The organism is Bacillus hominis (assembly GCF_030348325.1).
Classification (GTDB): Bacteria; Bacillota; Bacilli; order Bacillales; family Bacillaceae_G; genus Bacillus_A; species Bacillus_A hominis.
Window position 1 is genome coordinate 775,558 of record NZ_JAUCFS010000005.1, and the last position, 25,026, is coordinate 800,583.

At 35.5% G+C, this 25,026-nt stretch carries 27 protein-coding genes; 17 read left to right on the forward strand and 10 right to left on the reverse strand.

The window, feature by feature from the left end:
- The first annotated feature begins 68 nt into the window (after positions 1-68).
- The 7 genes from QUF93_RS06440 to QUF93_RS06470 all read left to right on the forward strand — a co-directional run bounded on the left by QUF93_RS06440 (position 69) and on the right by QUF93_RS06470 (position 6,433).
- Positions 69-2,009 carry a BglG family transcription antiterminator gene (locus tag QUF93_RS06440; protein ID WP_289358192.1) on the forward strand — a complete coding sequence of 647 codons (1,941 nt, stop codon included), beginning with the start codon at positions 69-71 and terminating at the stop codon, positions 2,007-2,009.
- Between the two features lie 111 nt (positions 2,010-2,120).
- On the forward strand, positions 2,121-2,441 hold the full coding sequence (locus QUF93_RS06445; protein WP_070140986.1) for a PTS lactose/cellobiose transporter subunit IIA: 321 nt from the start codon (positions 2,121-2,123) through the stop codon (positions 2,439-2,441).
- A gap of 1 nt (position 2,442) precedes the next feature.
- The gene (locus QUF93_RS06450; RefSeq protein WP_289358193.1) at positions 2,443-2,748 is read left to right on the forward strand and encodes a PTS sugar transporter subunit IIB; all 306 of its coding nucleotides are present in this window, start codon (positions 2,443-2,445) and stop codon (positions 2,746-2,748) included.
- A 76-nt stretch (positions 2,749-2,824) separates the two neighbouring features.
- A complete protein-coding gene (locus tag QUF93_RS06455; RefSeq protein WP_289375237.1) occupies positions 2,825-4,126 on the forward strand; it encodes a PTS sugar transporter subunit IIC in 1,302 nt (433 codons plus the stop codon).
- Positions 4,102-4,380 (forward strand): hypothetical protein, encoded by a 279-nt coding sequence (locus QUF93_RS06460; protein WP_289358195.1) that lies wholly within the window; start codon positions 4,102-4,104, stop codon positions 4,378-4,380. The genes QUF93_RS06455 and QUF93_RS06460 overlap by 25 nt, the downstream gene beginning before the upstream one ends.
- Positions 4,370-5,455, forward strand: coding sequence for a DUF871 domain-containing protein (locus QUF93_RS06465; RefSeq protein ID WP_289358196.1), 1,086 nt, complete (start codon positions 4,370-4,372; stop codon positions 5,453-5,455). Before QUF93_RS06460 ends, QUF93_RS06465 begins: the two co-directional genes overlap by 11 nt.
- 105 nt (positions 5,456-5,560) lie before the next feature.
- Positions 5,561-6,433, forward strand: a complete 873-nt coding sequence (locus QUF93_RS06470; RefSeq protein WP_289358197.1) for a HEAT repeat domain-containing protein — start codon at positions 5,561-5,563, stop codon at positions 6,431-6,433.
- Between the two features lie 259 nt (positions 6,434-6,692).
- Here the strand turns inward: QUF93_RS06470 and entC are convergent, their stop codons facing one another.
- The 4 genes from entC to QUF93_RS06490 form a co-directional block, all read right to left on the reverse strand.
- A complete protein-coding gene (entC, locus tag QUF93_RS06475; protein ID WP_289358198.1) occupies positions 6,693-8,066 on the reverse strand; it encodes a cell wall-binding protein EntC in 1,374 nt (457 codons plus the stop codon).
- 564 nt (positions 8,067-8,630) lie between these two features.
- Complete coding sequence (locus QUF93_RS06480; protein ID WP_434476089.1) at positions 8,631-9,782, reverse strand: ABC transporter permease; 1,152 nt, start codon at positions 9,780-9,782, stop codon at positions 8,631-8,633.
- 26 nt (positions 9,783-9,808) lie between these two features.
- The gene (locus QUF93_RS06485; protein WP_212934735.1) at positions 9,809-10,483 is read right to left on the reverse strand and encodes an ABC transporter ATP-binding protein; all 675 of its coding nucleotides are present in this window, start codon (positions 10,481-10,483) and stop codon (positions 9,809-9,811) included.
- A complete protein-coding gene (locus QUF93_RS06490) occupies positions 10,480-11,583 on the reverse strand; it encodes an efflux RND transporter periplasmic adaptor subunit (protein WP_289358200.1) in 1,104 nt (367 codons plus the stop codon). Before QUF93_RS06490 ends, QUF93_RS06485 begins: the two co-directional genes overlap by 4 nt.
- Before the next feature lie 211 nt (positions 11,584-11,794).
- Between QUF93_RS06490 and QUF93_RS06495 the strand changes: the two genes are divergently transcribed.
- From QUF93_RS06495 to QUF93_RS06505, 3 genes are all read left to right on the forward strand, one after another.
- A complete protein-coding gene (locus QUF93_RS06495; RefSeq protein WP_289358201.1) occupies positions 11,795-12,529 on the forward strand; it encodes a YwaF family protein in 735 nt (244 codons plus the stop codon).
- Positions 12,530-12,616: 87 nt separating this feature from the next.
- Complete coding sequence (locus tag QUF93_RS06500) at positions 12,617-13,483, forward strand: ABC transporter permease subunit (protein WP_088057613.1); 867 nt, start codon at positions 12,617-12,619, stop codon at positions 13,481-13,483.
- Position 13,484: 1 nt separating this feature from the next.
- Complete coding sequence (locus QUF93_RS06505; RefSeq protein ID WP_289358202.1) at positions 13,485-14,489, forward strand: ABC transporter permease; 1,005 nt, start codon at positions 13,485-13,487, stop codon at positions 14,487-14,489.
- A gap of 43 nt (positions 14,490-14,532) precedes the next feature.
- Here the strand turns inward: QUF93_RS06505 and brnQ2 are convergent, their stop codons facing one another.
- The 4 genes from brnQ2 to QUF93_RS06525 all read right to left on the reverse strand — a co-directional run bounded on the left by brnQ2 (position 14,533) and on the right by QUF93_RS06525 (position 17,135).
- On the reverse strand, positions 14,533-15,849 hold the full coding sequence (gene brnQ2 / locus QUF93_RS06510) for a branched-chain amino acid transport system II carrier protein BrnQ2 (protein WP_289358203.1): 1,317 nt from the start codon (positions 15,847-15,849) through the stop codon (positions 14,533-14,535).
- A 216-nt stretch (positions 15,850-16,065) separates the two neighbouring features.
- The gene (gene cotJC, locus QUF93_RS06515; RefSeq protein ID WP_016089202.1) at positions 16,066-16,635 is read right to left on the reverse strand and encodes a spore coat protein CotJC; all 570 of its coding nucleotides are present in this window, start codon (positions 16,633-16,635) and stop codon (positions 16,066-16,068) included.
- 12 nt (positions 16,636-16,647) lie between these two features.
- Positions 16,648-16,911 carry a spore coat protein CotJB gene (locus QUF93_RS06520; RefSeq protein ID WP_136699588.1) on the reverse strand — a complete coding sequence of 88 codons (264 nt, stop codon included), beginning with the start codon at positions 16,909-16,911 and terminating at the stop codon, positions 16,648-16,650.
- Between the two features lie 8 nt (positions 16,912-16,919).
- On the reverse strand, positions 16,920-17,135 hold the full coding sequence (locus QUF93_RS06525; protein ID WP_289358204.1) for a spore coat associated protein CotJA: 216 nt from the start codon (positions 17,133-17,135) through the stop codon (positions 16,920-16,922).
- 108 nt (positions 17,136-17,243) lie between these two features.
- Here QUF93_RS06525 and QUF93_RS06530 point away from each other — a divergent pair, with 108 nt between their 5' ends.
- The 5 genes from QUF93_RS06530 (at position 17,244) to QUF93_RS06550 (ending at position 19,714) form a co-directional block, all read left to right on the forward strand.
- Positions 17,244-17,618, forward strand: coding sequence for a VOC family protein (locus QUF93_RS06530; protein WP_289358205.1), 375 nt, complete (start codon positions 17,244-17,246; stop codon positions 17,616-17,618).
- Between the two features lie 277 nt (positions 17,619-17,895).
- Complete coding sequence (locus QUF93_RS06535; RefSeq protein ID WP_002116431.1) at positions 17,896-18,177, forward strand: YkvA family protein; 282 nt, start codon at positions 17,896-17,898, stop codon at positions 18,175-18,177.
- A gap of 11 nt (positions 18,178-18,188) precedes the next feature.
- Positions 18,189-18,794 (forward strand): DedA family protein, encoded by a 606-nt coding sequence (locus tag QUF93_RS06540; RefSeq protein ID WP_289358206.1) that lies wholly within the window; start codon positions 18,189-18,191, stop codon positions 18,792-18,794.
- 186 nt (positions 18,795-18,980) lie between these two features.
- Positions 18,981-19,349, forward strand: coding sequence for a DUF3992 domain-containing protein (locus tag QUF93_RS06545; RefSeq protein WP_289375238.1), 369 nt, complete (start codon positions 18,981-18,983; stop codon positions 19,347-19,349).
- Between the two features lie 20 nt (positions 19,350-19,369).
- Positions 19,370-19,714, forward strand: a complete 345-nt coding sequence (locus tag QUF93_RS06550; protein WP_289358208.1) for a DUF3992 domain-containing protein — start codon at positions 19,370-19,372, stop codon at positions 19,712-19,714.
- Between the two features lie 58 nt (positions 19,715-19,772).
- Here QUF93_RS06550 and QUF93_RS06555 read toward each other — a convergent pair whose 3' ends face one another.
- Positions 19,773-20,198, reverse strand: coding sequence for an S-Ena type endospore appendage (locus tag QUF93_RS06555; protein WP_289358209.1), 426 nt, complete (start codon positions 20,196-20,198; stop codon positions 19,773-19,775).
- A 353-nt stretch (positions 20,199-20,551) separates the two neighbouring features.
- Here QUF93_RS06555 and QUF93_RS06560 point away from each other — a divergent pair, with 353 nt between their 5' ends.
- Together QUF93_RS06560 and QUF93_RS06565 are read left to right on the forward strand one after the other, a co-directional pair.
- Positions 20,552-23,014 carry a LamG-like jellyroll fold domain-containing protein gene (locus QUF93_RS06560; RefSeq protein ID WP_289358210.1) on the forward strand — a complete coding sequence of 821 codons (2,463 nt, stop codon included), beginning with the start codon at positions 20,552-20,554 and terminating at the stop codon, positions 23,012-23,014.
- Positions 23,015-23,094: 80 nt separating this feature from the next.
- A complete protein-coding gene (locus tag QUF93_RS06565; protein ID WP_002116445.1) occupies positions 23,095-23,298 on the forward strand; it encodes a hypothetical protein in 204 nt (67 codons plus the stop codon).
- Positions 23,299-23,427: 129 nt separating this feature from the next.
- Here the strand turns inward: QUF93_RS06565 and bcaP are convergent, their stop codons facing one another.
- The gene (gene bcaP / locus QUF93_RS06570; RefSeq protein WP_002116448.1) at positions 23,428-24,831 is read right to left on the reverse strand and encodes a branched-chain amino acid transporter BcaP; all 1,404 of its coding nucleotides are present in this window, start codon (positions 24,829-24,831) and stop codon (positions 23,428-23,430) included.
- Positions 24,832-25,026: the final 195 nt, after the last annotated feature.

A 25,026-nucleotide genomic window follows, 5' to 3' on the forward strand; every position in this document is an offset into this window, starting at 1 on the left:
ATAAAAGGGAAAAAACTACTGATTTTAGTGGGTTTTTCCTTTTTATATAAAGAGCGAGAGGAAGAGCTATGACAAAAGTGCATCAGCGATTAATTTCCATTTTAGAGGAATTTTTAGAAGAGAAATCGATGTTAAATAGAGCTTTTTTAGCGAGCCGTTTACATGTATCAACGAAGACGATTCAAAAGGATATAAAATTATTAAATGATATCTTGGAAGAACATGGAGCGAAAATTGAATCACAAAGGGGGAATGGGTACGAACTAGAAATTATACAAACGAAGAAATTTGAAGAGTTTTGTGTGAGTCTATTTCAAAAACAGACGGAAAAGATCCCAACTTCTTATGAAGAAAGAGTTGCGTATATTTTACAACGCGTTTTAACGACAGAAGGATATGTGAAGCTTTCGCAGTTAGCAGAAGAGATTTACGTGAGCAAATCAACTGTAAATTTAATTATGAAAGATGTTACAGATATATGCGGTCGCTATAAATTGCAAATTGAAAAGAGACCATACTATGGTATACGTATTGTTGGAGAGGAATTTAATATTCGTTCTTGTTTATCACAATATGGTTTACCGCGTTATGACCATACTCCGTTTCATGAGCAATTTGAGCAGACGGATACATATTTACCGTTACCCCATATTCCTCTCATCCGCTCAGTTATACTAAAGTATATCGAGGGAGGAACGATATATTTATCAGATATAGAAGTTGATAATTTAGCAATTCATATTGCGATTGCGTTAAAGAGATGCAGGGATGATCATTACATTCAAGCACTGCATGTAGAGAAATCTGAACTTATAATAAAGAAAGAATATAAAATTGCGAAACAGATTTTAGGGGATTTAGAGGAAGAGCTAAAACTTCAATTTCCAGAAGAAGAAATTTTATATGTAACGATGCATTTATTAAGTACAGCTGTTACAGCGAGAGATCGCTATGAAAATGTTGAAGAGCTATTAGGGAAAGATGTATATGCATTCATGCAGCATATTCTTTTCAAAGTAGCGGAAGAACGGAATCTTACTTTTTATTATGATGAAGAATTATTATTTGGGTTTGGTGTTCATTTAAAAACGTTATTAAACCGTTTGAAATATAAGTTAAATACGAGAAATCCTCTTTTGGCAGAAGTGAAAAAAAATTATCCATATGCTTTTGAAATTGCAGTTCTCGTTGGAGATATAATTGGTGAATATACGGGTGAATCGATTCCGGAAAGTGAAATTGGTTATATTGCTATTCACTTCGGCGGGGCGATGAGCCGTTTGCAGGAAAAGAATCAAAAGAAAAGATGTTTATTAGTTTGTGCGACTGGTCAAGGGAGTGCACAGCTACTGAAATATAAAATTCTATCACAGTTTCGAGATAAATTAGAGATTGTAGGTATTACAGGCTATTATCAATTGAAAGTAGAAGAACTTTATAAGGATAAAATAGATTGTATTATTAGTACGATTCATATACCGAGTGGTTTGCCTGTACCAGTTATAAAAGTGAATTCAATATTTGATGATAAAGAGATTAAATCGATTGGTCAGCAGTTGCTTACACATGTGGATAATAGTGTGAAGCAATATATTAAGGAAGATTTGATCTTTTTAAATCGTAGTGCTTCTACGAAAGAAGAAGTTATCCAGTTTTTATGTGAGAAAGCTGCTGAGAACAGTTATGTACCTGCAAACTTTTATGCTTCTGTTATGGAGAGAGAGAACACATCTCCTACAGCGGTTGGGAATTTAGTTGCGATTCCACATCCGATGCAGTTATTAAGTGAGGAAACATTTTTGATGTTTTGTACACTTGATAGAGCAGTTGACTGGGGAGATAAGAAAGTACAAGTTATTATTTTATTTAGTGTGAAGCGTAATAATAATGAAGATTTACAAAAGCTTTATGATTTTTTATATGATATTATGTCTAGTCAAAGTGCGATAGAGAAATTAACTCAGGCTGAAGTAATTGAAGATTTCCAAGAGATATTAGTATCTTTATAAGAAAAGTATATAAAAACTTCCGTTACATAACGGAAGTTTTTTGTGTTTAATTGTATGCGTTTTCATAATAAGATAAAAATATAGAAAAAACATAGCTTGGGGGAATTTAAAATGACTGATATGCAAACTCCATTTGCGTTAATTTTACATGGTGGCAACGCTAGAAGCGCGGCACTTGAAGCAATTGCTTTTGCAAGACAAGGAGATTTTCAGAATGCGAGTGAAAAGATGGAACTTGCTAGTGAGGAAATATCATCCGCTCATCGTATTCAAACGGATTTAATTCAAGAAGAAGCAAGAGGCAATCATGCAGAAATAAGTTTATTATTAGTGCATGCACAAGATCATTTAATGAATGCCATTACAGTGAAAGAACTTGCTGAGGAATTTATCGCTCTTCATAAACGAGTGGAAGAGAAAGTGACAGTATAATATGTACATTTTATTATGTTGTGCAGCAGGCATGTCAACGAGTATGGTTGTAAGAAAAATGCAAGAAGAGGCAAAGAAACAAGGGAAGGATTATAAAATTAAAGCAGTCGATTCGGAACTTGTGAAACTGGAAATAAAAAATGCTGATGTTGTTTTAATTGGACCACAGGTGAAGTATTTGTTTCCCGCGGTAGAGTTTCTTGCGAAGTCATACGATATACCAGTTGCAATTATAGAGCAACGAGATTATGGCATGTGTGATGGTTTGAAAGTACTTAAGCAAGCCGAACAATTAGTTTTAACGTAATTATATTTTTTTAAACAATAACATTATAATGTTATAACTTTTGCTTTCGTCAGATTGAACATAGGGAGGGTTATCGATGAATGGTTTTATGGAACAGAAGATTATGCCAACAACGCAAAAGATTGCGGGGCAACGACATTTATTAGCAATTCGAAATGGAGTTATTTCTACATTACCGTTAACGATTGTCGGGTCATTTTTCGTTATCTTTTTAAACTTACCAATTGATGCATATATGGAGTGGATTGCACCGTTTCGCCATATTTTAGATATTCCATTCCGATTTACAGTAGGTTTAATGGCTCTATATGCAGCATTCGGGGTAGGGGCCTCACTCGCGAACTTTTATCAGCTCAATCAATTAAGTGCAGGATTATTATCTGTACTCGCCTTCTTACTAGCATCAGTTGAACCTATTCAAATAACAAAAGCTGTACCAGGTGTTATTGATGCAGGAAGATATATTTCAGTAGGGACATTAAGTGCTACGTCTTTATTTGGAGCTATTGTGACAGCATTAATTGCAGTAGAAATTTATCATTTCATGATTAAGCATAATATTTCGATTAAATTACCAGATAGTGTACCACCAGCAGTTGCAAATTCATTTGCAGCATTAATTCCAACTTTAGTAGTTATTCTTTTATTCTGGGGTATTCGTTACGGTTTGAAATTTGATGTAAATACAACGATCACATATTTAATTGCACCATTAAAGTCAGTATTAGTAGGGAATAATTTATTCGGTGGTTTATTAACAGTATTCCTAATCGTATTCTTCTGGTCGTTTGGTATACACGGTCCAGCGATTTTAGGACCAATTATTCGTCCAATGTGGGATTCAGCAATTCTTGAAAATATGGAAGTGTTCACTAGTACAGGAAACGCACATCAGTTACCGAACTTATTTACAGAGCAATTTATTCAATGGTTCGTATGGATTGGTGGATCAGGCTCAACGTTAGCTTTAGTTATTATGTTTATGTTCTCTAAATCTAAGTTCCTAAAAGAATTAGGTAGATTATCATTCGTACCAGGTTTATTCAATATTAACGAACCAATTATTTTCGGGGCACCAATTGTAATGAACCCAGTTTTAATTATTCCGTTCGTAATTACACCGTTAGTTACAACGACAGTATCATATTTCGCAGTTGTTTCAGGGATGATTCCGATGATGATGGCGAAACTGCCATTTACGATGTTGGCGCCAATTGCAGCGGTTATTAGTACGGACTGGACAATTATGGCTGGCGTACTTGTAATTATTAACTTTGTAATCTCATTTATTATTTACTATCCATTCTTCAAAATGTATGAGAAACAACAATTAGCAGGAGAGGAGAAAACAGAATGCTCGGAGCAATTATCATCGTAATTACATTTGTGATCGGACAATGTATTGCGCATTATTCGAAATGGGTACAAAGTAAATCTTTATTAGTTTTACTACTTGTGTCGATATTATTTATCGGATGTTCGATGGGGGCTTATGTGGCATTTAGTTTACAATCACCATTCTTTATCATCGTACCAACGATTTTATGTGCAACATGTTTATCTGCAAAATATAGATTTACGAGCATGGCATTAATACAACGTGTGAAGGAGATGCAAAAGCATGGAGCGTAAATTAGGAATTTCACTTTATCCAGAGCATTCAACGAAAGAAAAAGATATGGCATACATTTCGGCAGCGGCACGCCACGGTTTTTCAAGAATATTCACTTGTTTATTATCCGTCAATCGTCCGAAAGAAGAAATTGTAGCTGAATTTAAAGAAATTATTAATCATGCAAAAGATAACAATATGGAAGTTATTTTAGATGTGGCTCCAGCTGTTTTCGATCAGCTCGGTATTAGCTATAGTGATCTCTCATTCTTTGCAGAGTTAGGTGCAGATGGTATCCGATTAGATGTGGGGTTTGACGGGTTAACAGAAGCGAAAATGACGAATAATCCATATGGCTTAAAAATTGAGCTGAATGTAAGTAATGATATTGCATATTTAGAGAATATCCTTTCGCATCAAGCGAATAAAGCAGCTTTAATTGGTTGTCACAATTTTTATCCGCAAAAATTCACTGGTCTTCCGTATGATTATTTCATTCGCTGTAGTGAACGTTTTAAAAAACATGGAATTCGCAGTGCAGCATTTATTACATCACATGCCGCTAATATCGGTCCATGGGATATTAACGACGGATTATGTACGTTAGAACAGCATCGCAGTCTACCAATTGAAGTACAAGCGAAGCATTTATGGGCGACAGGGCTTATTGATGATGTGATTATCGGAAATGCTTATGCAAGTGAAGAAGAATTAGAGAAACTAGGAAACTTAAATCGTTACATGTTACAGCTAAAGGTACAATTCGTAGACGAAGCGACTGAAGTAGAGAAGAGAGCGACTCTGCAAGAAGTACACGTAAGACGCGGTGACATAACAGAATATATGGTACGTTCTACAGAAGTGCGTAAAAAATACAAAGACGACGACTTCCCTATGCGCGAAAGTGTGTTACAAGAAAGAGGCCAAGTTGTAATTGGGAATAACTCATTCGGAAAGTATAAAGGGGAATTGCAAATTATCTTGAAAGAAATGCCGATAGATGAACGGAAAAATATTGTCGGTACAATTGTTGAAGAAGAGTTATTCTTATTAGATTATGTAGGGGCTTGGACGCAATTTACTTGTGTGGAATAGGAAAGGGGAGAGGATGCTATGGCATCCTCTTTTTTCTGTTGAAATGGTAGTCTATCGTATATAGAATTCAAAGGGATGGATTTAATTTGGACGGGAGAGAAGGAGATGGAAGAGTGTATAGATGATTTATTAAGGCGCATGGGTGATGAAGAAACAGAGATATGGCATCGTGCGTATGATGAGGCGAAAGAGCTAAATGATCTATTAACTTTCCCTTATTTACAGGAGAAGATAATAAAAGCAAAAAAAGTATCTATGAAAAAAGATATTTATTATTTAATGACGAAACTCGCTATTAATACGAAAGAAATCTGTATTGCTGATTATCTTATAGATCGTTTGGAATACGAAGAGAGCCCGACTCTGTTAAGTGAATTACTTAGTGATATTTATACATTACCCGAAGTAAGTAGTACAAATAAAATTATTCCTTATATTTATCATAAAAACGATGCTGTTCGTTATTGGGCTATTTCTTCCTTAAAGTTATATAAATCGTTAGAAGCGGAAAGTGCTTTACTAAAGTTGCTGGCTACTGAAGAAAATAAAGATGAGATTACAAATATTTGTTATACTTTGCGCGAGATTGGAACAGGGCAATCCATTCTTCCGTTAACAAGGATTTTATATAGGGAAAGTGCTTCTATTCGTTCGGTAGCTATCGAGACTTTAGCAGAAATAGGAGGGACAGATTTACAAATAGTTTATATTGAAGCTTTAGCAGATAAAAATGGTATTGTGAAATACGAGGCTGTTCGAGCTCTTTATGCACATGGAGATGAAATGGCGATTAAGTCGATTTGTGAACGTGTGAATAAAATTGTTTCCAGAAGACGTAAAAATGAAGTAGAGCCTATTGATGAATCAGAGGTTATCATTGCTCTTCGTTTCTTACATAAGTTTGTTGATCATGAAGATGTTTTACAGGCATTTGATAAAGTGTACAAAAAACGAGGGAACTTGTTTATCCCGCATTAACGGGCAGTAAAATTCCCACCTCAAAATTCGGCTGGAGCAAAGAAGTTAGGTGGGAGATCAACTGCCCGTAAAAGCCCGATTGGTTCAACTAATAATCAGTGGGGGATGAACAAAACCCCCACTGATTAAAGTTTCACTTTATATCAGAGAGGGAATGGCTTCGAGATCATATTGCTTACTTTCAAGAGAAAGAAAGAATGTAAGAGTCATAAAAAAAGAGTCAGCCTCAACGTTGAGACTGACTCTTTTTTTATAGTAATTAGTTTAATACCTTCACTGTAACTGTTTTACGTCCCCAGTTACTTGATGTACCTTTATCTGGCATTAAAACGTCAATTTTATTTCCTTTAATAGCTCCACCAGTATCACCAGCGATTGCTACTCCGTAACCTTCAACCCATACTTTTGAACCTAATGGAATTACACTTGGATCAACTGCAATTAGTTTCATGTTTGGATTAGCTGTTAAGTTATGACCCATAGCTGATTTTACTTGATCTCCTGCTTTGTAACCATTTTCAAGTGGATCTGCTGTGTAAGCTGTTGCTTCAACTCTTAATTCGCGAGAAGAAGATGGTGCACTTGTTTCAGTTTCTTTTGCAACAGGTTGTTGTGTAGCTGGTTTTTGAGCTTTAGACGCTTCACGAGCTTTAGCTGCCTCCCCGGCTTTAGCTGCTTCACGAGCTTCAGCCGCTGCCTGAGCTTCAGCTGCTTCACGAGCTTTAGCTGCCTCTTGAGCTTTAGCTGCTGCTTGAGCTTCAGCCGCTTCTTGAGCTTTAGCTGCTTCACGAGCTTTAGCCACTTCTTGAGCTTTAGCTGCTGCTTGAGCTTCAGCCGCTTCTTGAGCTTTAGCTGCCTCTTGAGCTTTAGCTACTTCCCTGGCTTTAGTTGCTGCTTGAGCTTCAGCTGCCTCTTGAGCTTTAACTGCTTCACGAGCCTTAGCCGCTTCGTGAGCTTTAGTTTTTGCTTGAGCCTCAGCTACCTCTTGAGCTTTAACTGCTTCACGAACTTTAGCAGTATCTTGAACTTTAGTTACTTTTTCAGCTTTAACTACTGGCTGAACTTTAACTGGTGCTTTTCCTGTTAAGTAAGGAACGTGTACATAAGCCGTTTGGCCGTTATATTCAAATTGGATCCAATCATTTTGTACTTGGTGTGTTGTTTCGATTACATCATCTTTTTTCAATTTACCAAGAATCGCTGAATCTGTATTCGCTCCAGCACGTACGTTTAATACGTTTGCTGTTACGTAGTAAGTATCTTTTGTGTAGTCAGCGCTTATGAAAGCCTCTTTACCACTATTTAATTTAACTTTTGACCATCCGTTTTCTGTATGTAAAACGTTAACTTTATATCCATCTAATAACTTTCCGACAACTTGTGATTCAGTAGTTGGGTTTTCTCGTACGTTTAGTACATCAGTCGTTACGATTGTTTCTGCTTTAGCAGATGTTGTGAAAATCCCAAGACCAAAAACCGCTGCTGTTGCTATACCCATAAATTTTTTCATAATAGCCTCCATTGCATTTGTTTTCGTTGACCTCATTATAGCAACCATTATTTTCTTATTTGCGGAAAACACAAAACTACAAAGCATTCGTAACGAGGCATTAATATTCTGTAATAATTCCATTAATATCCTGATAGCGTTTTCTTTGCGTTTTTTGGGGGATTAGAATATATGATTCATAAAATCAATACTATTTTAATTACTAATAGATTAATAACATGTCAGTAATGTTGCGCAAGGGTTTCTGGAATGTTACGAAAGAGGGGTGTTTAACGGTTTGAATCACAATGTAGTTATGAAAATATAATCTTTTTGTGTGTGAAGTCATATATATAGGGTGAATTTTAATGAAATAGGGATATAATTGTTACAAAATAAGTTGTAGTATGGAAAAAATTACGCCTTGAATTTGTTCTATTACATATTATTTTTGCAATAATATGATTGTATGATAGCTGTAACGCGAAATGAAAGTTTAAATGATAAAAAGATAATCGCAACATGAAACATATATAATAGAAGAAACATGATTTAAAGGGACGATATCGTGATGAATTGGTTCGTGAATTGCTGTAGAGTTACATAGTAGAAGTTAGAGACTCATATTTTTAATAAAACAGCGATAAAATTGCATTTGCCTTCAATAAAATAAAAAAACGTAGGAGTGTAAACTCCCACGTTTTTTATTTACTCATATCGTAAACATTCAATTGGATCAAGTTTTGCAGCTTTGTTAGCTGGTAGTAGACCGAATGCAATACCGATTAGCATTGAAATACCTACCGAAAGAAGTCCAAGTTCTTTTGAGATAACGAGTGGCCATCCGGCAAAAATTGAGACGATCCAAGCGAAGAAAATACCGAGCATGAATCCGATGAAACCACCGAGCCCCGTTAAAATACAAGATTCAATTAAGAATTGCATTAATACTTTACCACGTGTTGCGCCCAGTGCTTTACGAATACCGATCTCACGTGTACGTTCTGTTACAGATACGAGCATGATGTTCATTACACCGATACCACCAACAAGTAAGGAGATAGCAGCGATACCACCGAATACCATTTTCATCATGCCGATTGATTCGTCTAGTTGCTTCGTAAAGTCACCCATATCTTGCGCTTCAAATTTATGTTCAAATTTAGGAGCTTTCATTTCATTTAAAACGGAAACGGCTTGTTTTTCTACACTTTTACGTTCTGCTGGAGAAACTAGTGTTAGTTTTACAGTTTCATATTCAGTTACTCCAGAAATGACAGGAGCGTTTTCAATAGATGTATAACCTTCAGCCATAGCCATTCCGAAATCATTTTTTGTTTCATACACACCGACTATTTTATACGGTTTTCCTTTTATATCGGCGTATAAATTTGATTCCCAACTATTAAACAATTTATTAAAAGCTTCTTCATTTAATATAACTGCAGGAATTGCTTGGTTTAATTCACTATCGTTTAATTCACGACCATGAACTAATTTTAGCTTTTCATCTGTCATAAAGCTACCGGTTCCACCTTTTAAGTTGAGAGAGGCAGTTTTTGATCCAGCTGAAGCGTTGATTTGCATACTCACATCTGGATAAACATCTTTAACGCCTGGTACAGTTTGAAGACGTTTCAGCATATCAGCTGTAATTTTGGCACCATCTGTTCCAAAGTCGGGATTGTTGTAGTAAATCGTTACTTCATTGTCTTTTCCTTGGCCTAATTCTTTTTTAAACTTTGCGTTTGTACCATCACCCATTGAAATGATAGTAATAATAGCGCTAATACCGATAATAATCCCCAGCATTGTTAAGATAGAGCGCATTTTATGAGCAAATATAGAGGAAAGGGCCATGCGTATATTTTCACTCGTGTTCAAAATTAGCCTCTCCAATCTTGGACGATATTTCCGTCACGAATTACAATTTGGCGTGCAGCTGCTTCCCCAATTTCACGATCGTGGGTAATCATAATGATTGTTGAGCCTTGTTTGTTTAATTCGTAAAAGAGGTCCATAATTTGTGTACTTGTTTTCGTATCAAGTGCTCCCGTTGGTTCATCGGCTAAGAGAAATTTCGGGTTATTTACGATTGCACGTGCGACTGCGACACGCTGCTTTTGTCCACCTGACAATTCATTTGGTAAGTGAGTAGCACGATCAGCTAAACCTACTTTTGTTAAAGCTGCTAGTGAACGCTCACGTCGCTCTTTTTTATCAACACCTGCATAAATAAGAGGTAATTCAACATTTTGTAGTGCTGTAAGTCTTGGTAGTAACATAAAGTTTTGGAATATGAATCCGATCTCTTTATTACGAACGTGTGCAAGTTCTGTCTCAGACATGTTTGAGATATTTTGACCAGCTAGTTCGTACGTACCTGTCGTTGGTTTATCTAAGCAACCGATAATGTTCATTAATGTTGACTTACCAGAACCAGAAGGTCCCATAATAGAAGTAAATTCGCCTTGATTTAGTGTTACATCAATTCCATGTAATATTTGAACTGATTCAGCGCCGTTTTGAAAGGATTTCGTGATGCCTTTTAAGTTAATCACTGGGCGACAACCTCCATACCATCTTTTAAGTCTTTTTCAGGTTTAGAGATAATTTGCTCTCCTTTTTTCACTCCAGAAACTTTTGCTTCGCTATCTGTCTCGAACTCAACAGTAATCGCTTGTTCTTTCGCTTTACCATCTTTTACAACGAAGACAACATTTTTGTCTCCTTTTTTCACAATACTGCTCTTCGGAACAACCGTACCAGTTGCTTCGCCAGATTTACTTGTTACGTAAACGTGGAAGCCGTTTTGTAATTCTTCACTGTTATCTAATGTGACAGTAAATTGATAATTAGAAACAGTTTTATTTTCGTCCATACTCTTTAATGGTGTAGAACCGATTTCTGTTACTTTTCCTGTCCAAGTCTTACCAGCGATAGTTTTTGATGAAACGGTTACTTCTTGCCCAACTTTCATACTAGCAAGCTCGTATTCAGAAAGTTGACCTTTTACTTTAAATGGACCAGCGTGACGAAGTGTAATGCCGCTCATACCTGTTTTTTCATCAGCAGTTTTCACGATATCATCAATTACGCCATCAGCAGGGCTTGTTACAGTAAGAGTATTTACTTTCTCTTTTGCTGCTTTAATCATTTCATCAGCTTTTTCTACTTCAAACTTCTTCATTTCAAGTTGTGATTCTAATTGTTGCACTTCAATTTCCGATGCTTTTAATGCTTCCTGAGGAAGACCTGCATTTTTATCTTTTTGTAATTTTTGTTTCGCTGCATCAATTTGTTTTTGATGTAATGTTACGTCTTTTTGTGCGATTCTCTTTTGCATTTCTGCTTCCGTTACACCTTGTTTAGCAGTAGGGTCATTATATTTAAACAGGAGTTGACCTTTTTTTACTTCGTCACCTTTTTTAACAGCTAATTCATACGTACCTTTTGTTGGATCGAATGAAATTGTTTCAATTCCATTTGGGATTACTTCGCCGCCAAATTTTTGGGCATTTTCAATTTGTTTTTCTGTAACTTTATAACCGCTATATGCCATCGCTACTTCTGAACTACCGCCAGCTAAAGCAAAATATGATCCAGCTGCAATTCCGATTGCTACTACACTAGTAATTAACACTTTATTTTTCTTCTTCATCTATTTATCACCTTTTCGTTCGTTTTAGTATCTACATTAAGTATAAAAGAGGTGAAGAATCTGACAAATCGTTTTAGCTTACAATAACCTTACAGTTTTGTAAGGTATGAATATCTAAATGTAAGGTAGAGGTTGTCCTAGTTTAAGCAAATGAATTGACTCGTTGTTTCTTTCTAACAATAATATTGTATGAAGGAGAGGAGGAAGGAAGATGGAAGCTTATTTTAGTGCGCATCCAATAAAAACATTTATTCCATATTCAAGGCAACATGCCATTATATTATTTATTATGTTGATAGGGATATTTTTTCTATATCAATACCAAGATTTATTACGTCAAAGTGAGTGGAATATAACGGTCCGGTATGCGATTGCATTTCTATTTATCGGAAGTGAAATTGGACTTCATATATGGGAATGGAAAGCAGGTATTTTTCAGCTCGGCACGTCACTGCCATTTGAGTTATGTACGATTAGTTTATTGTTAGTGTCGGTTATGATTGTAACGAAAAGCTATCGAATATATGAGATTGTATTTTTTACAGGAATTATCGGTGCATCACAAGCTATTTTAACGCCAAACTTGCAATACGCTTTTCCGCATTTTCGCTTTATGGAATTCTTCATTGCACATGTATTACTCATTTGGGCACCGCTCTTTATGACGTGGGTAGAAGGATATAGACCGACCTTGCAATCTATTAAGCGTACGATGATATTTTTAAACATAGTAATTCCAATCGTTTCATTCGTGAATTATAAAACAGGCGGTAATTATATGTTTTTAGCTCATAAACCAGAGACTGCTTCATTACTCGATATGTTAGGGCCACACCCTTACTACATTATCTCATTAGAAATTGCAGCGCTTATTGGATGTTTCATTTTGTATATGCCGTTTGCAAAAAGAGAAAAACAGGTAAATAAAGAATCGTTAGGGTCGTAACCTAACGATTCTTTATTTATAAATATTTACAATTCTGAAAATTGAGAATAAAATTAAAGGGTAAATTATAGAGAGAGAAGGGAGAAAATGATCAAAAAAGTTTTTTTGAATGGGATGGAAGTGACGATTCAATTTATTATTTCGATTTTGGGTATTATTTGTTTAGGGGCACTGCCGAAATTATTTTATGGATTTGAGCTGAATGCATCAAAGTACATAAAGAGTTTAAAAGAAGTATTTGCGAACTTAGTGGATATCTCCAATTTGCAATATGTGAGAGATAAATTTTTATTTCCACAGTTGTTTGTCCATTATAAAGAAACAATGGTTATTTTTTTGGCCGCTTTTTTCATTTCATTATTTGTAGCATTTTGTATCGTTTATATGATTATGAGTAGTTCACCTCGTATACAACATCGAATTAAATCATTTCTCATCTTCCTAGAATCCATTCCAGACATTCTTCTTATTTTAGGATCACAAATTTTAGTTATATGGTTTTTTAAACAAACAGGTTTTTTACCTTTTCAAATTGCGTCAATTGGAGGCGAGTCGATTAGAGGATTGCCAATATTTTGTTTGAGTATACCGACTACGATTATGTTTGTAAAAATGTTAGTGCTTCGTTTTGAAAATGAGCTAGAAAAAGATTATGTACTATTTGCTAAGGCGAAGGGGCTGGATCGCTTTCATATTTTAAATCGTCATATTTTACGAAATGTGTTGCTTAGTACACTTTTCTTTGCGAAAACGAATGTTTTTTTTATGTTATCTAATTTATATATTATAGAATGGATTTTTAATACGGGTGGTATTTTTATGTTTTTGAAATCGTATGAGGGTATTAGGGTTGAGGTTTTCATCGTTAGTGTGCTGCTTATTTATATTCCGATTTTTATTTTATTTAAATTGTTTCATTATCTCATTCCAGCTGCGATGAAGGAGAGATTATAATATGTGGACGTATATAAAACGCGATAAAAGATTTTGGATAAGCATTGGGTTTCTTCTCATATTAGTTCTTTTGAGCATCGGAAATACGATATGGAATGATGGACAGATTAAAAAAGTTACACTGCAATATGATGCGGCTGGAAATCCAGAAGTGCCACCGTTTTCACCTTCATTACAATTTTTACTCGGGACAGACCGGAAAGGATACGACCTGTTACATTTAGTCGTTGAAGGCGCGAAGTGGACGATTGGAATATCGCTTTTAATCGCATTACTTAGAATGGTAATGGGTGTGTTTTTCGGAGTTGTACTCGGAACATACATAAAAAGAGGATTTTCAAAGATTGAAGCTTTTTTTGATAGTTTTACCGTCATTCCGACAGTTATGATTGCGTATTTCTTTCTTCAATCTGTGAATACCTTTGGAAGTGGAGAGGAAACAACAACTTTTTTTGAAAGAGCCTCGTTTCAAGTTGTATTACTTGTAATGCTTGCGATGCCAGTTATTGCACTGTATGTTGCGAAGGAAGTTCGTAAATTACAAACGGAAGAATTTATTGATGCCGCGCGCATATTAGGTGGATCGAGAAGACATATTGTTATAAAGCATCTTTTTCCGCATCTCTATATGACGTTTATACTTGTATTTCTTCAACAGTTTACGCAGACTCTTACTATTTTACTGCACTTAGGGTTACTGGAAGTGTTCTTTGGAGGAACTGTTAAGTTTTTAGGACCGGTAGAAGAAGTAGACTCTTACACACATGAATGGTCAGGTTTAATAGGAGTCTATTTTAGATCATTAACAGTGCATCCATGGATTCCTCTTGTCCCAATTACATTTTTCGGGCTTACTATTTTTTCAGGAAATATGATTGTGAAAAGTATAGAAGAAGCGATGATGAAAGTAAGGTTAGGCGGAGAGATAAAGAAGACAGATGTAGAAGAGGAGCAATCTGCTGTACAGTCAAAAGAAGAGTTGTTTACGTTTAAACATACGATGTGAAAATAAAAAAGAAGCAAGCATAATCAATGCTTGCTTCTTTTCTTTATTTTGTAGAAACTTCACCTTCAGCTGCTGTTTGCGGAATAAAGTATCCGATTATACCACCGATTATTGCTGGAACGATCCAACCGATTCCTAAGTTGTACAAAGGAATTGTGTGTACGATATTAGCGATAAAACTTGGTATCATTCCCACATTATCAAGTGCATGAATACTGCTAATAAGGAATGCCGCGATCATCGCTCCGATATAGACGGAAGGTTTACGTTTCGTATATTTATCAATAAATGATACGAAAATTAAAATGATTGTAATTGGATATAAAATAATTAATACAGGTAATGTAATTTTAATTAATAAACTTAATCCTAAGTTTGAAATAACGAAGCTAAAGATACAAACGTATAGTACAAGCTTCTTGTATGAAACGTTTGTTAGGATTGTTGTGAAATAGTTGGCGAATGCACTTACAACACCGATTGCAGTCGTTAAACAAGCGAAGATAATTGCGATACTTAATAAAACATTACCGCTTGTCCCAAAGAATTGGTACATAATAACTGCTAGTAGCTGACCACCGTTTTCAAATTGCCCTAAGTTTCCGTTTGAAGCGCCGATATAACCGAGTAAGAAATAAACAATTGTTAAGAAAAGAGCAGCAATGCTTCCACAAATAATTGTATATTTCGCAATGGACTTTTTATCTTGTATACCGTTTTGGCGAATGGCATTTACAACAATTGTTGATAATACGAGAGCACCGATTGCATCTAATGTTAAAAAGCCTTCGAGAAATCCTTTGAAAAATGGAATTTCTTTATAGTCACCGATAGGTTCTGTGAATGATCCTGGTGAAAGAATTGCTTTTGTTGCCATAATTGCAATAATTAAAAGTAAAATTGGCGTTAATATTTTACCGATATGATCTACTAATTTGGATGGATTTAATGATAAGAAGTAGACGACTGTAAAGAAAATCGCACTAAAGACTAACATAGAGTACCATTGATCTGGGAAAAGTGGTGCGATCCCAATTTCGTAAGATACAGATCCAGTTCGTGGAATAACAAATAGTGGGCCGATTGAAAGATAAATAATGATAGCGAATACTGCTGCGAATTTTGGATGAACACGGCTTGCTAAAGTGTTGAAACTACCACCAGCAAGGGCAACAGCAACGATAGCTAGTAAAGATAAACCGACGTCTGTAATAATAAATCCTGTAATGGAAACCCACATGTTTTCTCCGGAAGAAAGACCAAGAAGGGGCGGGAAAATCATATTACCAGCACCGAAGAAAACTGCGAATAGTAATAAACTAATCGAAAGTATTTGCGCTGGTTTTAAAGTTGTACGCATATAAAGAAAATCCTCCTAATGAGTGTTTTTGTCGAAAATTCAAATAATTTGTCGAGTAACTGTTATTATTTTAAAGGTCTGATGACTAGAAAGCAATAGGGAATTTTAAAAATATTAGAAAATAATGCACTAAATTGAATAAATATACTATTTATATGTTAATTAGGAAGGATTTAACTTTAAACGTAAAAAACACATATCGCCAGGATACGTGTATTAAAAATAAATTTTTCGATCGCGTTCTTCTTTTAAAATTTCAACTGCTTCTCGGAAACGTTGTGAATGGACAATTTCTCGTTCACGTAAAAAGCGCAAGCTATCATTTATGTCGGGATCGTCAGATAAATCAATTAGCCATTGATAAGTTGCTCTTGCTTTTTCTTCAGCAGCAATATCTTCATATAAATCTGCGATAGGATCTCCTTTTGCTTGAATATAAGTAGCAGTAAAAGGAACGCCACCAGCATTATGATAAAACAAAGCGCTATCATGATTAGCGTACTGTGCGTCTAATCCAGCAGCTTTCATTTGTTCAGGTGTTGCATCTTTTGTTAATTTATAAATCATTGTAGCAATCATTTCTAGGTGTGCGAATTCTTCTGTACCGATATCAGTTAGTAAGCCAACGACTTTGTCAGGAATCGTGTAACGCTGATTTAAGTAGCGAAGAGCAGCGGCTAATTCACCATCCGCACCACCATATTGTTCAACTAATAATCTTGCGAGTGCTGGATTACAAGTACTTACTTTAACAGGATATTGTAATTTCTTTTCATAAATCCACATAGTTTCTCTCCTTTATATTTGCCATGGCCACGGTCCTTTGCTCCATTCCCATGGAGCGTTAGAATAACTATTTCCAAACTGCTGAAGTGGCCCGTATTTTTCTTCAATTTTTTGTTGTAGTACTCTTCGTTTATAAGAAAAATCATTGAATTGATTTATAGCGGCAGTATCGTCGGGATGCGTATCTAAATAGAGGGTAAGTTCAACTAAGACAAAGTCTAGTTCTTGCAGTTCTTCAATCCATTTGTAATATTCATCAGGCAATGTTTGTGTCACGTTTTTATTCACCGTCCTTTTTTGTAAGGATTTTCATAAAAATCATAAAATGCAGGCCATAGAGTCCCTTTTCTTAAAGCTTCTTTTGGTGGGAATTGGGGTAAATTAGCTGGTTGAAAGCCCATATATAAGTGGGGGGGAGTTGAGTAATATTTTTTCCCAATTGGAGGGCAAGGATCGTTTGGGCCATGATAAGGTATGTAGGATTTCATGTATTTATCCATGTTACACGCCTCCTTTATTAATGAAATATTCATCACTACGTATTGTATTCGTACATAATTAAGATTTATGACACATATAGAAAACTAATAGAGACAGGAGGAGTGCGGATGGAAAGGATTACAACATGCATTGTATTAGAATCTAAAAATTTAAAGGAAACATTATACTTTTACGAAGGGATTCTAGGCTTTAAGCCAAGCAAGGAAAGACCACAATTACGTGTAACAGGTGTTTGGTATGATATTGGTTCAACGAGAATTTGTTTTGTTGTAAACAGGGGACTGGGAGAATATAGAGAGACCGTCACATCATCAGTGAAGGAAATATTTTTAAGAACTACAAATATTGAGCGGATAAAGAAAAAGTTAGAATTTTATCAAGTAGCATTTTTAGAAGAACGATGTGGTGAAGAAATAAGGGTAACTTTCTATGATCCAGATCGTTTTAAGGTCCAAATTGTTTCAGTGGAGAATACAGCATAGTATTATTTATAGTGTAATAACCTGAATGGTGGATGAAAAAAATATTGACAAGCCCCTCCAAATATTTTAATGTGATTGTATAAAATTGTGTATCTAAAGGGGAGTAACTTATTACAGTAAAGTCGTCATTACAGGGAGAAACCCTCGGCTTTATTGGCAACATTTCGTTGTTAGTGAGACCTTTACCAGCAATGGTAAAGGCCCCTTATTGTCTTTTTTAGGACCCTTACCATATTTGGTAGGGTCCTTTTTGTATACAAAGAGAGGAGATATAAAAATGAAAAAACTTATTAGTAGATTAAGAGTTGTATTTCATGTCCGCCGTTTTGTTCCATTTCTATTTGACTTTTTCACTTCAAAAGAGGTTTCAATAAAGAAGAAAATTTTATCTATTGCTTTTTTAGTTGGTTATGTCGCGATGCCGCTCGATTTAATTCCAGATTTCTTACCATTTATCGGTATTCTAGATGATATTGGAATTGTGTTATTCATTTTGAACCGAATTGTAAAAATGGCACCAGTGCAATTACAAGAGAAGCATAATATGAATGTAGGATAGGAGTTAAAAGTATGGAGCAAATTATTTTAGATATAATTGAGTATTTAAAGCAGTTTTCTTATTTTGGAGTTATGCTAGCGTTAACGTTTGAGTTTATTCCAGCAGAGGTAGTTTTGCCTATGGTTGGATATTGGGTATATGAGGGTGATATGAATTTTTGGCTTGCTGTATTAGCTGGAACACTTGGTGGAACGACAGGGCCATTAACTTTATACGCGCTCGGTTATTACGGAGGGCGCCCTATATTAGTGAAGTATGGGAAATACTTCTTTATTAAAGAAGAACAAATTCAAAAAGCAGATGATTTCTTTGAGAAATATGGGCCAGTTGTAGCGTTTGTTGGACGTTTTGTACCGGGAGTTCGAACACTTATTTCTGTACCGTGTGGTATGGCAAAAATGAACATATGGAAATTTAGCATATATACATTTGTAGCAATGTTCCCGTTAACGACTTTGTATGTTTATTTTGGAATGAAATTAGGACCGCATTGGGAAAAAGCAGCGGATGTTGTTGGACAATATATGTTACCTATATTACTAGTTGTGGTTATTGTTGTAGGTGGTATATTAATCTATAAATTTATGAAAAAACGAAACAAAACTGAATCTATTTAGTTTATTTCACTATTTGCGGGCAGTAAGATTCCCACCTCAAAACTTAGCTGTAAAGCAAAGTTTTGAGGTGGGAGTTTTACTTTAAATTACGATGTGATTATTTTTGAAAATAGATGAATAGTACAGGCAAAAGACTCTGAAGGACATACACATATAGGGAATATAAAAGAGAGAGGGGAAACAACTATGTCTTGTGAGTGCTCAGGGTCAGCATTAACTTGCTGTCCAGATAAAAATTATGTGCAAGATAAAGTGTGTAGTCCGTGGTCTGCTACTGTAGTTGCGGCAGCAATTGATAATGTTCTCTATACAAATAATATTAACCAAAACGTAGTGGGTACTGGTTTTGTTAAATATGATGTTGGACCAGGTCCGATTACTGTAGAAGCACTGGATTCTGCTGGGGCTATAATTGATACACAAACATTAAACCCAGGAACGAGTATTGCTTTTACGTATCGCCGCTTTGATAGTATACAAGTTGTGTTACCTGCAACACCTGCTGGAACGTATCAAGGAGAATTTTGTATTACAACACGTTATCCACTTTCATAGTAGAATAGGAGGAGATCGAAATGGGAATGAGAAGTTCCAGTTTGTCTTGTTGTTCGAATAAAACGCTTGTACAAGATCAAGTATGTACAGACTGGTCTATTACAGGTGCTGGTACTCAAATTGTATATATGAATAATCTTACACAAGAAATATACGGTTCAGGTTACGTTAAATATGACGTAGGTGCGAACCCGATTACAGTGGATTTTTTAGTAGGTACTACAGTAGTTGATACGATTACTGTACAACCGCAAAGTAGTGGTACTTTCACAGTGAGGCACTTTACTACTGTTCGAATTACAACGACGGGAACGACTGTTAATCAAGGAGAGTTTTGTATTACTGTACGTTATCCGATTTCATAAAAAAGCATACCGTAAATGGTATGCTTTTTTAAATTGAGAAAGTAATGAAATTGGTATTCTATAAGCAACATGTAAATTGGCAACAGTACTTGCCTTCTAAATATAGTGAAGGATCACTTTGTATATTAATAATACTGACAGATTGTAAGTCTTTTCCTGTGTAAGATATAGTATTGCCAGGAAAGACAGTGAAAATATTAGTTACTGCTCCAACGATTTCAATTGTAATTGCCTCTGTGCTGCTAGTACTATTGTAAACCGAGACAGTACCTGATATAAGTAGTATCCCATCACTTTGCCACAGTATCATTGATTGTAGTGCATCTTTGATAGAGGGAATGGTGTTGTTAGTTATGAGGAAATTCCCTGCAAATTCATTTGTTACTCGCTCACAACTTGGATTTGGAGGAGGGGGCGGTGGACAAGGGTCTGGGCAAATGATAGATAAAGGAGCGAAACAGCCAATATTTTTTTTGTTCTTCAATACAACCCCTCCTTTTTAAGTTGTCTTTTACTACTATTAAATGTAGAAGCATGGCCGATGTGTTAAGAAAAGAAGAAAATTTTTAAAATTAAGATTGTCTAATAGGCTTAAACCTTAACTTATCATTAGTGTTATAGAAAAGATTATATGTGAATAGTCATAGGAAAAGAATGATCAGACTCTTTTAGACAAAAGGTGGTTGTATACAATAGTACGAGGAATGTTGGACTTAACTAGTAATTAACTGTATATTTACAAAAATCTAATAAAATTTATTTGTTATTTAAACGACATTAATATGTTTTAGATAAAATAGCCCTTGTAATGAATCAATTATTATGAGGAGGATTCACGTGGACAGAACTGTTTTACAAAAAGTAAAAGGTCTTATTGGATTATTAATGGTTTTTGTATTAGCATTCGTATCATTTCCGTGGAGTACATCAGTCAAAGCGGAAGAGAAAAAGCAAGAAAAGGTACCAAGTGAGAAGAAAATTATTTTCCCAGTTGTAAGTGATGTGCATATTAAAGATATTGAAACGGATGGTATGTTCCGCTGGAAACGAGCGATTGAGCAATTGAATTCAATTGCACCAAAGCAAGATGCATTTGTCATTGTAGGTGATTTCACGGATACAGGATCAGTAAAACAATATGATCGTTTCATGCAAGTGTATAATGACAATGCAAATAAAGATGCGGTACGAATGAATTCTCTCGGTAATCATGATTATTGGAACGGTTTATCTGTAGAGGGAGCGCAGAAGCGTTTCTTAGAAAAGACAGGAATGGAATCAATTTATTATCATAATGTGGTAAAAGGCTATCATTTTATCGTAATGTCTCCAGAGAATGGAACAACACATGGATATTATTCGGACAAGCAAATTAATTGGTTAAAAGAAGAAATGGCAAAGGCACAAAAAGATGATCCGGAAAAACCGATTTTTGTGTTTTTACATCAACATATTAAAGATACAGTGTACGGTAGCCAAGAATGGGGAACACAAGATAGTGCAAAAATTAATGCGGTATTAAAAGAATATCCACAAGTAATTACGTTCTCAGGTCATTCGCATTACCCGTTAGATGATCCAAGATCGATTCATCAAAAAGACTTTACATCAGTTGGTACATCTTCTGTAAGTTATATGGAAGTTGAAGGTGGTAAAGTGCAAGGGAATATCCCTTCAGAATCTCGTGCATTAAGTCAAGGTTTATTAGTAGAAGTGGATGATAAAGAAGTAACAATTAATCGCCGTGATTTCCATACAAATTCTTGGACAGGCGAGCCATGGAAAATTCAGCTGCCATCAAAGAAAGAAACATTTACGCATGTAGAAGATCGTGATAAAGAAAAGCCATCTTTTGCGAAAGATGCGAAATTGTCAGTATCAAATGTAACGGAAAACGCAGCAACAGTAACATTCCCGCAAGCGGTGGACAACCTTCTTGTTCATTCTTATCGTGTACAAGCGAAGGATAAACAAACAGGAGAAATTAAAAACAAACTGTTAGCATTCTCAGAGTTTTATCGTGATCCAGTGCCGAAAGAACTTACATTTACACTTGCAGGATTAGATGGCGGGAAATCATATACACTTGAAGTAGTTGCGATTGATTCGTTTGGCAATGAAAGCGCACAGCCGTTAACTGCAGAAATCACAACGAAAAAAGATAATATTGATCCGAATGTAAAAGTGCCAAAGGCAGACGTTTTTGATGTGAATTTCTTAGATGGTACATTTAAAGACAACTCACCGTTTGGAACAAAAGGTGATGTGAAAGGGAATGTATCTATTGAATATGATAAAGCTCTGAAAACAAATGTAATGAAATTAAATGGAAAAGCAAATACATTCGGGTACCTTCCATTTTCAGCAGCACAAAAAGAAAAAGTAGCGAATTCATTTACGTTAGAAACTGTATTTTCAATGAATGAAATTCGTGGACAAGGTATCTTGCAAAATACAGAGAGCGGTGGAATTGGTTTTGAGTCTACAGGAAGTGGATATGTAGAATTATGGGCTCATATTGGCGGAAGTTATAAACGTGTTGGCGTTCAGTTAGAAGCAAATAAAACATATCACTTAACTGGAACGTATAACGGAAGTGAAGTAGCAATTTATGTAGATGGTAAAAAAGTAAATAGCCAGCCAGCTAATGGGAAAGTGTATCATCCGAACGTTCCATTCGCACTTGGAGCAGATCCAGATAGCAATGGAAATGGCGGTATTCCGTTAAATGGACAAATTGCGTTAGCAAAATTATATAGTAAAGCATTAAGTTCTTCAGAAGTATTAGCAGCATATAACGAGTTTTCTAATCGTACAAAATTAGAGCAAGTAAATACGTTATATGAAGAGATTGGAAAAGTAAAAGAAGTATTGGCAGGTACTTATGAATTTGGTGAAAAACCAGGCCAATATTCACAAGAAGCTTTCAAAGAATTACAAAAAAACTATGACAATGCTAAGAAAGTGTTTGGGAATATGACAAGTACAGGTGAGCAAGTTGTTGAAATTTATAATGAATTAAAAACAGCAAACCAAACATTTGTACAATCAAAAGTGGCAGAAGAACAGCCAAAAACACCGAAAGAAAAATTACAAATCAATATTGAATCTGCTAAAGCTGTCGTAAAGAAAGCGCAAGCTGCCAATGTAACAGACGGTTCAGTTAAATCATTAAGTCAAAAAATCACTGTTGCAGAAGCTGTGTTAAAAGATAAAAAGGTAAAAGATGAGTATGTAGAATCAATGAATCGTACGTTAGAGAATGCTATTTCACTGGTTGAAAAAAGTATCAACAAGTAAGGTATAAGAAAAAGAAGCTTATCATGATAGGCTTCTTTTTTGTTATACTAAAAATAGCATAGAAAAAGGGAGCGAATAAGTTGGAACAGAAAAAGCTAAAAAGAATTCTTGAATATGTATGGATCGCGGTTGTGCTCCTTGTAGGATATTATTTATTAAAAGATAAAAGTATATGGGTTTTATTTTTAATGACATTTTTATTAGCGGGATTAGGAACGCTATTTATTAACTTTTTCTTTGATAGTGTAAACGCGTGGAGAAAGAAAAAGAAAGAAACGAAGTAAGGGAGAATAAGTATACCAATGTAGGTTATGTACTAACTTGCATTGGTATACTTTTCGTTTTACAATCGTTAACGAAAAAACATAATAGAACATGAAAATAGCTCGCCTTTATTATAGGCGAGCTATTTTTTATGCTTCTTTCTTCTCATCACCTGTTTTTTCAGTAGCTAAATGACTATGTTTTCTAGAGTAGAAGAAGTAGACGCATAAACCGACTATAAGCCAGATTGCAAAGCTGATCCATGTCGTTTTAGACAAATTAATCATTAAATATAAACAGCAAAGAATCGCAACAATTGGTAATACGGGTACGAAAGGTGTGCGGAATCCGCGTTTTAAGTCAGGATGTGTTTTTCGTAAAATAAGTACGGCGCAGCAAACGAATGTGAAGGCTGTTAACGTACCGATGTTCACTAAATTCGCTAGTAAATGTAAGTCTAAAAGTCCTGCTAATAAAGCTGCAACAACACCAGTAATCCATGTGTTCAGTAAAGGGATTTTGACTCTTTTATTTACACGTGCTAACGCTTTTGGAAGTAAGCCGTCTCGGCTCATTGCATAAGAAACACGAACTTGTCCATACATAACGACTAAAAGAACAGTTGTCATTCCTGTCATTGCACCAACAGCGAGTAGCCCTGCAATTGTATCTTCACCAACGAAATGTAGAGCAAATGCAACTGGATCAGAAACGTCTAATTGCGTATAAGGAACCATACCTGTTAAAACGAAAGATACGATCATGTATAAAACAGTACAAATAAGAAGGGAACCGATAATACCAATTGGTAAATCACGCTGTGGTTTTTTCGTTTCTTCCGCAGCGGTTGCGATTGCATCAAAACCTAAAAAGGCGAAGAATACAGTGGCTGCTCCAGTAATAATACCGTCGTATCCGAATGGAATGAACGGCGTCCAATTTTCAGGCTTTACATATTTTGCACCCGCTACGATAAAGGCAATAATAACAGCTAACTTTATAAGAACCATAATATTATTAATGCGTGCGCTTTCACGTATACCAAAACTTAAAAGGCCAGTAATAAGAAGTAAAATACAAACAGCTGGTAAATCGATAAGACCACCTTTTCCTACACCAGGGGCTGAGGAAATAATGGTGGGCAGGTGTATATTAAACCCTTGAAGCAATGATTGTAAATAACCAGACCATCCAACAGCTACGGCTGCGACGGCAAGTAAATACTCGAGCATTAAACACCAACCAACGATGAAGGCGACGACTTCTCCGACTGTCATATATGCGTAAGTATACACGCTTCCTGAGACAGGTATAGAAGAAGCAAATTCAGCATAACAAAAGGCTACACAAGCACAAGTAAAGGCAGCAATAAGGAATGATAGCATAATACCAGGACCAGAATGTTTCGCCGCTACAATACCTGTTAATACAAAAATCCCTGTCCCAATTACGGCGCCAATTCCTAAAAACATTAAATCGAGTGCCGTTAATGTTCGATCTAGCTGCCTTGGTGATTCAGTACTAAGCGCTTTTTTTCGTAATAATGATTTCACTTTGGACTCTCCCCCCGTTTTTTCATTTCCATAACTGCGAATAGTGTGAACCGATTGGAAAAGAGTACGTAAGTGAATGAAGGTACAGTTATGATATATAGTTTTTTGAAATTTCTGGATTAATTTTAATATAATTCAGAATATTTTGTCAAATAAAACTTTAACAAATAAAATGCGGTTGTAAGGAGAAACTAT

Bases quoted from the DNA above. Each gene is read 5' to 3' on its own strand.
- QUF93_RS06535 (WP_002116431.1), top strand. From the start codon at position 17,896: ATGAAAAAACTTATTAGTAGATTAAGAGTTGTATTTCATGTCCGCCGT.
- QUF93_RS06545 (WP_289375238.1), top strand. From the start codon at position 18,981: ATGTCTTGTGAGTGCTCAGGGTCAGCATTAACTTGCTGTCCAGATAAA.
- QUF93_RS06470 (WP_289358197.1), top strand. From the start codon at position 5,561: ATGGAAGAGTGTATAGATGATTTATTAAGGCGCATGGGTGATGAAGAA.
- QUF93_RS06490 (WP_289358200.1), bottom strand. From the start codon at position 11,583: ATGAAGAAGAAAAATAAAGTGTTAATTACTAGTGTAGTAGCAATCGGA.
- QUF93_RS06540 (WP_289358206.1), top strand. From the start codon at position 18,189: ATGGAGCAAATTATTTTAGATATAATTGAGTATTTAAAGCAGTTTTCT.
- QUF93_RS06460 (WP_289358195.1), top strand. From the start codon at position 4,102: ATGCTCGGAGCAATTATCATCGTAATTACATTTGTGATCGGACAATGT.
- cotJC (WP_016089202.1), bottom strand. From the start codon at position 16,635: ATGTGGATTTATGAAAAGAAATTACAATATCCTGTTAAAGTAAGTACT.
- QUF93_RS06480 (WP_434476089.1), bottom strand. From the start codon at position 9,782: ATGGCCCTTTCCTCTATATTTGCTCATAAAATGCGCTCTATCTTAACA.
- entC (WP_289358198.1), bottom strand. From the start codon at position 8,066: ATGGAATTATTACAGAATATTAATGCCTCGTTACGAATGCTTTGTAGT.
- QUF93_RS06495 (WP_289358201.1), top strand. From the start codon at position 11,795: ATGGAAGCTTATTTTAGTGCGCATCCAATAAAAACATTTATTCCATAT.
- QUF93_RS06445 (WP_070140986.1), top strand. From the start codon at position 2,121: ATGACTGATATGCAAACTCCATTTGCGTTAATTTTACATGGTGGCAAC.
- QUF93_RS06500 (WP_088057613.1), top strand. From the start codon at position 12,617: ATGATCAAAAAAGTTTTTTTGAATGGGATGGAAGTGACGATTCAATTT.
- QUF93_RS06440 (WP_289358192.1), top strand. From the start codon at position 69: ATGACAAAAGTGCATCAGCGATTAATTTCCATTTTAGAGGAATTTTTA.
- QUF93_RS06465 (WP_289358196.1), top strand. From the start codon at position 4,370: ATGGAGCGTAAATTAGGAATTTCACTTTATCCAGAGCATTCAACGAAA.
- QUF93_RS06530 (WP_289358205.1), top strand. From the start codon at position 17,244: ATGGAAAGGATTACAACATGCATTGTATTAGAATCTAAAAATTTAAAG.
- QUF93_RS06455 (WP_289375237.1), top strand. From the start codon at position 2,825: ATGAATGGTTTTATGGAACAGAAGATTATGCCAACAACGCAAAAGATT.
- QUF93_RS06505 (WP_289358202.1), top strand. From the start codon at position 13,485: ATGTGGACGTATATAAAACGCGATAAAAGATTTTGGATAAGCATTGGG.
- QUF93_RS06450 (WP_289358193.1), top strand. From the start codon at position 2,443: ATGTACATTTTATTATGTTGTGCAGCAGGCATGTCAACGAGTATGGTT.
- brnQ2 (WP_289358203.1), bottom strand. From the start codon at position 15,849: ATGCGTACAACTTTAAAACCAGCGCAAATACTTTCGATTAGTTTATTA.
- QUF93_RS06525 (WP_289358204.1), bottom strand. From the start codon at position 17,135: ATGGATAAATACATGAAATCCTACATACCTTATCATGGCCCAAACGAT.
- QUF93_RS06550 (WP_289358208.1), top strand. From the start codon at position 19,370: ATGGGAATGAGAAGTTCCAGTTTGTCTTGTTGTTCGAATAAAACGCTT.